The sequence below is a fragment of the Streptococcus sp. C150 genome (assembly GCF_000187445.1).
Lineage (GTDB): Bacteria > Bacillota > Bacilli > Lactobacillales > Streptococcaceae > Streptococcus > Streptococcus raffinosi.
In genome coordinates this window covers 1,338,740-1,345,592 of the sequence record NZ_GL698449.1, presented here as the reverse complement: position 1 = coordinate 1,345,592, position 6,853 = coordinate 1,338,740, and the positions used below count along the sequence as shown (strand labels likewise).

The following is a 6,853-nucleotide window of genomic DNA, read 5'->3' as shown; positions in this document are numbered from 1 at the left end:
CTTGTGTCTAGCTAGCCGTCTCACTAACTACGTCAGACGAATAATATCGATTCGTCTGACTTCGTGTCGTAATATCTTAATAATGATATCTACACTACATACTATGAGACCGTGGCTAAGTCCCTTACTAACTCGAAAACGGAAAAATATCGTTTCCGTTTTCTCATGTCGTAATGCTATGTATAGTTTATGTAAATCGTTCATCTTTTGATGCTAGCCACTATCTTGTGGCTAGCTAGCCGTCTCACTAACTACGTTAGACGAATAATATCGATTCGTCTGACTTCGTGTCGTAACATCTTAATAATGATATCTACACTACATACTATGAGACCGTGGCTAAGTTCCTTACTAACTCGAAAACGGAAAAAACATCGTTTCCGTTTTCTCATGTCGTAACACTATGACTATCTAGTTTATGTAAATCGTTCATCTTTTGACGCTAGCCCCTATTAGGTGTCTAGCTAGCCGTCTCATCTAAAACAACACAAAATATAGGACTATCTAATCAGATAGTCCTATATTTTTTATAAACCTAATAGTTATCAAGTATAGCTATGATTAATTACTTTAGAAAATTACGATTATGATAAATCAAGCCAGCTTCTAAAAGTATGCAAATTGTTGATAGCCAAAAACTTGTTGTAATTCCAAAACTTTCAGTAATAGAACTCATCAGAAAGACGAAAACTGAAAAAGCAAGGGTTGAAATGACTTCAAATACAGAATAAACATGTACTAACTGATTTTCATCCACAGTTTCCTGAAGAAAGACACTTTCAGGTACTTCTTTTAACTGAGAAAAGAAGCCGATGAAACTTGAGAAAATTAAAAATGTTTGTGTGTTTGAGAAAAAGAGGATACTGGCTGTGATGGTCGCCATTGCTAAGAGTGGAAAGAGAATACTTTTCCACTTATGAGCTAAAAACTTTTCGGATAGTTTGTAGACAATTATTCCACCTAAAATGATACCAAGGGAATAGGCTGTATTTGAGTAGCCCCAGTAACTTTCAGTTTGTTTTAGCACTTCGGTTACAAAAACAAGGATTACAGATGATACCCAGATTGTATTGGAGAAGTCCTCTAATAAATTTGCTTGGACAAATAACTTTAATTTAGGATTTTTTGCAACTAACTTCCATCCTTTTATTAGAGTATCCAGATTAGTCTCCGCCTCTAACTGCTCTATTTTAGCCTGAGGGAGAAAGAGCATCACAGAAGTAGAAAGAAGATAAAGAAATAGGACTATCAACATTGTAGAAAATAGGCCAACCGAAGCGTAAAGGAGTCCCCCCAGTCCCCAACCAATCAATTGCACTCCCTCACTACTCATTGATAAGGCAGCATTTGCCTTTCCCAAATTTGTGGCATATCTAGGAATCATGGCATAAGATACGGGCGACGCAAAGCCATCTAAGATAGAAATAGCGACAACAAAGATATACATTTCCAAGGCTGGAACAAATTGAGCCTTAATGAGTATTACAAGGAGTATTGCTAATAAAAAAGTCTTTCCACATTGAGTGAATGAAAGAACTCTATTTAGGGCTAGTTTTTTAGTCACCAATGGCACTAGAAGGCTTGCCACGAAAGCTGATAATCCGATTAGAATGGGAACCATTGAGGTTGCAATAACGGATTTTGTAATGACGTAGATATTTGCAATGAGAGATACCCTGAGAAAAATGTCAGCTAAGTTAGCAAATAATTGAGAGAGAAGTAATTTCAGAAAGGATTTAGACATATCGTTTCTCCATATCGGTTACCAAATCTGGAAATGAAATTGGATTCACATATTTTTTAAACAAAATAATTTTACAAGAATAATAATCTTATTTAATAAATTCCCATATATGCTTTCTAACTATTTTCCTCTATCAATTTTTTCAAATGTGCTTCATAAGTCTTTGCAATATGCTCGCTCCCTGCCAATTTCATGGCCCCAATATATTTTTTCATTTCGATAATGGACTGATTATTTCCTTCTTTTTTATATTGATAATAATTTTGTGCATATTGAAAAACCAATCGTTCATAAATTTCAGTCTCGATAAAAAAGCATTGGTTTAATTGTTTTTCAAAATACAGTGCATCAATGAGTTTTCCTCTTTCTATGCATGTAATATAAACATTTAATAACATGGTTGATATCATGCGTCGATTATTAGGAATCTCTTTGTAAAAATCAGACCTTCTAGACATCTCCTTTGCCAAAACCATAAGAGTCTCATAGTTCAACACATCTAAGGTATTTGCAAAAATCAATAATTCATAATAACCCCAGTACTCAACACTAAATAGATAATCGGTTAAATCGGTTAGGTCTTGCTGTGTATAATAGCTTTCTCCCGATAAATCCTGCAAGCGAATTTTTAATAAAATAGTATTAATGTGATGAAACTTCTCTCGTTTAGGTTCTGATTCTAATTGAGAATTAAGTAACTTCTTTAATCCATCGATATCATGAGTTGATACAAAAAGTCGAATTTTTGACAATAGCTCATTCAGATCATCACGATGAAAATCATGGACAGCATACATAAATTCCTCAATAGGCATATTGATTTCATCTAAGATCAACATAAACTTTGAAATGGTTAAATCTGTCTGTCCTTTTTCAAAACGAGACAGTTGAGATGTCGAGATACCAGCTTTTGCGACATCTTTTAATCGTATCCCTCTTGATTTACGAAATTTTTTAAAAATTGCTCCAAATTTTTTCATGGAAGCCTCCATTTTGCATATATGGGAATATATATTTTTTTGTATCTTAACATAAAATACAGGAAAACAAAAGTGAGGTTATTACTGTGAATAGGCAATGATTGCTGTTTTTTATAAACACACAAAAAACCATAGGACTTCCACTTAAGATTGTCCTATGGTTTCTTTTATTTTTCTGTATTGAGTAATCTGCCTAGGAATCGTTGTAGAGCGAAGAAAACAATGAGGCTGGCCAATGTTTCTCCTAGGAAAGATGAGCCATTAATAATAAATGAGTAGAGATAAGGGCTTTGTCCTTTAGGAGCATAACTTCCCCAAAAGATGACACCGGCTATAAAGTGAATGAGATAGCGTGAAAAGCCCCCTAGCAGAATACCGCCAGTGATATACACTAGAGACTTGAGCTTTTTCCCTTGTATGATGGCTTTATCGAGGACTGGTTTGACCACACCACTAATCCCAATAAGGCTAAAGGCAACAAAATATTCCAGAAAACCTTGTGTTAAGGTTAGCCAACCGCCGGCTGCTTGTCCTGTCACCACTTGGAGTAATCCCCAGATAAGGCCTCCCATTGCACCAGCTCCAACTCCCCAGCGAAAACTAAGGAGGAAGATAGGGACCATTTTAAAGGAAAGGGAAATCCAAGGACCTATGGACATGGGTTGAGTAACCAAGTCGAGAATGTAAGCGATAGTTGCAAAAAGTGCAACCTCAATCATTGGTCGAATACTTGTTTTCGACATAAAAAAACCTCCTATACCAATCGTCTTGATTGGCTATTTTTGCCACATCAAAACGTTGTCATAGAAGTTCTTCTATTTCAATCTATTTTGAGACACATCCCTACGCAGGTTCTAACCTGATCAGGTGGTAAGAGTTTAGGCAAGTCTTGAAAAAAATTCAAGCTAGCCATTCTCAGCAATTGCTCCTCTTGTGACTCCTTAATTGTACTACCAGAAACCCATTTTTGCAAGTGTCTGAAATCCTAAAATTGTGGTATAGTTAAAGCAAGGATTATCTTTACAATAAAAAAGGAGAAATAACTATGGGACTTTTTTCAGGACTGCTTGGCAATGCATCTAAAAAAGATAATGATAAGGTTGAGCGCCAATTGGAGGGCATCTTAATTCCAGGTGAACAGGTGGAGTTAGCCTATGCCCTTGTTCGTGACTTGATTGTCTTTACAGAGAAGCGCTTGATTTTAGTCGATAAACAAGGTGTTACAGGGAAGAAGACTTCTTATAAGTCTATCCCTTATCACTCAATCTCTCGTTTCACTGTAGAGAGCTCGGGCCACTTTGACCTAGATGCTGAACTTAAGATTTGGATTTCATCAGCACTGGAGCCTGCAGAGGTCCTTCAATTTAAGAGTGATAATAATGTCTTTGAAATCCAACAAGCTTTGGCAGCAGCAGTACTAGAGTAATGAGGAAGAAAAATGTTTATTGAAAAAGAACTGGGTTATAAGCGTCACTGGATTAATATCGACTCAGATATTATTTCTGAGCAATCCTATCTTTATACCAAGTATGATATTGATCAGGAAACCATAGAGTATGCTTTGGATAAAAATGAACGAGCTCACATGGACTACAATCGTGAGAATGGGACAATCACCTTTATCTATAACGTTCTGGCACTTGAAAAGGACAAGGAATACTATGAAACCATTCCTCTGACCTTTATTGTTCAAGATACGCGTTTGGTGACCATTAGTAACGAGGATAACGCTTATGTGATAAGCAAGATGCAAGATTATGTGGATAACCATGAGGATTTGTCTATCTACAAATTGCTCTTTGCAGGACTTGAGATGATTTCAAATGCCTACTATCCCGTCATTGAATGTTTGGATCAGCAAAAAGATGAGGTTAGTCGACGCCTAAGACGGACCACGACCAGTAAGAATCTTTACGATCTTTCAGATTTGGGAATAGGCATGGTCTATTTGGTTGCTGCAGCCACACAAAACCGTCTTCTATTGGAACACATCAAGGGGCACGCCATTTATCGTCGTCTCAATGAGGTCGAAAAAGAGCAGTTTGATGATGCCATGATTGAAGCCAGGCAGTTGGTTGCCATGACGGATCTTATTTCTAAGGTCTTACAGCACCTATCAGGTTCTTATAACAATATCCTAAACAACAATCTGAACAACAACTTGAGCAATCTGACCATTATTGAGGTACTCTTAGGAGTGCTTGCCGTTATTACCGGTTTCTTTGGGATGAATGTTCCTCTACCGTTTATGACTGTCAGTCCAGCCTGGATTTTCATCATTATCGGTAGTGCGATTCTTTGTTTGGTCTTGGCCCGCTACTTGCGTTGGTTGGTCCATAAATAATAATTAGTGAGTGAAACCGTCTTCTCAAATTGGAGGCGGTTTTAAAACGTTATTCACTGTCTTTTTATTCTTAAATATGATAGACTAGATGAGTTGTTAAAATAAACGACTATTAAATACAGGTAGTTAACATACTACATAACCAAGTCTCATAAGGTGGCTTCGCACCGCCTTCAAATAGAAAGAAGAATACTTTGAAATTTACAGATTTAAACCTATCAGAAGACATCCAATCAGCTGTTGTAGCTGCCGGTTTTGAAAAGCCATCACCTATCCAAGAGTTGACGATACCACTCGCTCTTGAAGGTAAGGATGTTATCGGTCAGGCCCAAACTGGTACTGGTAAAACAGCTGCCTTTGGTTTGCCTACCCTAGATAAAATTCGTACAGAAGAAAATACAATCCAAGCCCTTGTGATTGCCCCAACACGTGAGTTGGCAGTGCAATCTCAAGAAGAGCTTTTCCGTTTCGGTCGTGACAAGGGCGTTAAGGTTCGCTCAGTCTACGGTGGCTCTAGCATTGAGAAACAAATCAAGGCCCTCCGTTCAGGTGCCCACATTGTAGTAGGGACACCAGGTCGTCTCCTTGACCTTATCAAACGTAAGGCTCTTAAACTCAATAATATCGAGACTTTGATTTTGGATGAAGCTGATGAAATGCTTAACATGGGCTTCCTTGAAGACATTGAAGCTATCATTAGCCGAGTACCAGAAGAACGTCAAACCCTTCTCTTCTCAGCAACTATGCCTGATGCCATCAAACGTATTGGCGTTCAGTTCATGAAAGATCCTGAGCATGTGAAAATCAAGGCTAAAGAATTGACCAATGTTAACGTTGACCAATACTTTATCCGAGTGAAGGAACAAGAGAAGTTCGATACCATGACTCGCCTTATGGACGTTGACCAACCAGAGTTGTCAATCGTCTTTGGACGTACCAAACGTCGTGTGGACGAGTTGACACGTGGTTTGAAACTTCGTGGTTTCCGTGCAGAAGGTATCCACGGTGACCTTGACCAAAACAAACGTCTTCGTGTTATCCGTGACTTCAAGAACGACCAAATCGATATCTTGGTTGCCACAGACGTTGCAGCGCGTGGTCTTGACATTTCAGGTGTCACTCACGTCTACAACTACGATATCCCACAAGACCCAGAAAGCTACGTTCACCGTATTGGACGTACAGGCCGTGCAGGCCAATCAGGTCAATCGATTACTTTCGTTGCTCCAAACGAAATGGGTTACTTGGGAATCATCGAAAACTTGACTAAGAAACGCATGAAAGGTCTTAAGCCACCAACAGCTCAAGAAGCCTTCCAAGCTAAGAAGAAAGTTGCCCTTAAGAAGATTGAACGTGACTTTGCGGATGAAGCTATCCGTTCTAACTTTGACAAGTTCAAGGGCGATGCGGTTAAATTGGCTCAAGAATTCACACCTGAAGAATTGGCCCTTTACATCTTGAGCTTGACCGTTCAAGATCCAGAGACAATGCCAGAAGTGGAAATTGCGCGTGAAAAACCATTGCCATTCAAACCATCAGGTGGTGGCTTTGGTGGTAAAGGCGGCAAAGGTGGTCGTGGCAACCGCGGTCGCGATAACAACCGTCGTGGTGGATACCGTGGCGACCGTAACCGCGATGACCGAGACGGTGGCCGTCGTGACTTCAAACGCAAGTCTAAGAAGAATAGCCGTGACTTCGAAAACCATGGCAACAAACGCCCACACCGTACCTCAAGCGAAAAGAAAAACGGCTTTGTTATCCGTAACAAGGGTGATAAATAAACAA

Annotated in this window: 6 protein-coding genes and 1 riboswitch; of the genes, 3 read left to right on the top strand and 3 right to left on the bottom strand. The window is 38.9% G+C overall.

Features of this window, described 5'->3' with window-relative positions:
* Positions 1-565: 565 nt before the first annotated feature.
* From HMPREF0848_RS05990 to thiT, 3 genes are all read right to left on the bottom strand, one after another.
* Positions 566-1,744: a ryptide export MFS transporter gene (locus HMPREF0848_RS05990; protein WP_008535317.1), complete on the bottom strand. Its 1,179-nt coding sequence runs from the start codon at positions 1,742-1,744 to the stop codon at positions 566-568.
* Between the two features lie 116 nt (positions 1,745-1,860).
* Positions 1,861-2,724: a helix-turn-helix domain-containing protein gene (locus tag HMPREF0848_RS05985; protein WP_008535316.1), complete on the bottom strand. Its 864-nt coding sequence runs from the start codon at positions 2,722-2,724 to the stop codon at positions 1,861-1,863.
* Positions 2,725-2,891: 167 nt separating this feature from the next.
* Positions 2,892-3,467, bottom strand: coding sequence for an energy-coupled thiamine transporter ThiT (thiT, locus tag HMPREF0848_RS05980; RefSeq protein WP_008535315.1), 576 nt, complete (start codon positions 3,465-3,467; stop codon positions 2,892-2,894).
* 80 nt (positions 3,468-3,547) lie between these two features.
* Positions 3,548-3,666: riboswitch (TPP riboswitch) on the bottom strand.
* Between the two features lie 103 nt (positions 3,667-3,769).
* Here thiT and HMPREF0848_RS05975 point away from each other — a divergent pair.
* From HMPREF0848_RS05975 to HMPREF0848_RS05965, 3 genes are all read left to right on the top strand, one after another.
* On the top strand, positions 3,770-4,150 hold the full coding sequence (locus HMPREF0848_RS05975; protein ID WP_002891573.1) for a PH domain-containing protein: 381 nt from the start codon (positions 3,770-3,772) through the stop codon (positions 4,148-4,150).
* Positions 4,151-4,162: 12 nt separating this feature from the next.
* Entirely contained in the window at positions 4,163-5,068 is a 906-nt protein-coding gene (locus tag HMPREF0848_RS05970) for a magnesium transporter CorA family protein (protein ID WP_008535314.1), read from the top strand.
* 194 nt (positions 5,069-5,262) lie between these two features.
* A complete protein-coding gene (locus tag HMPREF0848_RS05965; protein WP_008535313.1) occupies positions 5,263-6,849 on the top strand; it encodes a DEAD/DEAH box helicase in 1,587 nt (528 codons plus the stop codon).
* Positions 6,850-6,853: the final 4 nt, after the last annotated feature.

Coding starts and splice junctions, on each gene's coding strand:
- HMPREF0848_RS05990 (WP_008535317.1), bottom strand. CDS start 1,744: ATGTCTAAATCCTTTCTGAAATTACTTCTCTCTCAATTATTTGCTAAC.
- HMPREF0848_RS05985 (WP_008535316.1), bottom strand. CDS start 2,724: ATGAAAAAATTTGGAGCAATTTTTAAAAAATTTCGTAAATCAAGAGGG.
- thiT (WP_008535315.1), bottom strand. CDS start 3,467: ATGTCGAAAACAAGTATTCGACCAATGATTGAGGTTGCACTTTTTGCA.
- HMPREF0848_RS05975 (WP_002891573.1), top strand. CDS start 3,770: ATGGGACTTTTTTCAGGACTGCTTGGCAATGCATCTAAAAAAGATAAT.
- HMPREF0848_RS05970 (WP_008535314.1), top strand. CDS start 4,163: ATGTTTATTGAAAAAGAACTGGGTTATAAGCGTCACTGGATTAATATC.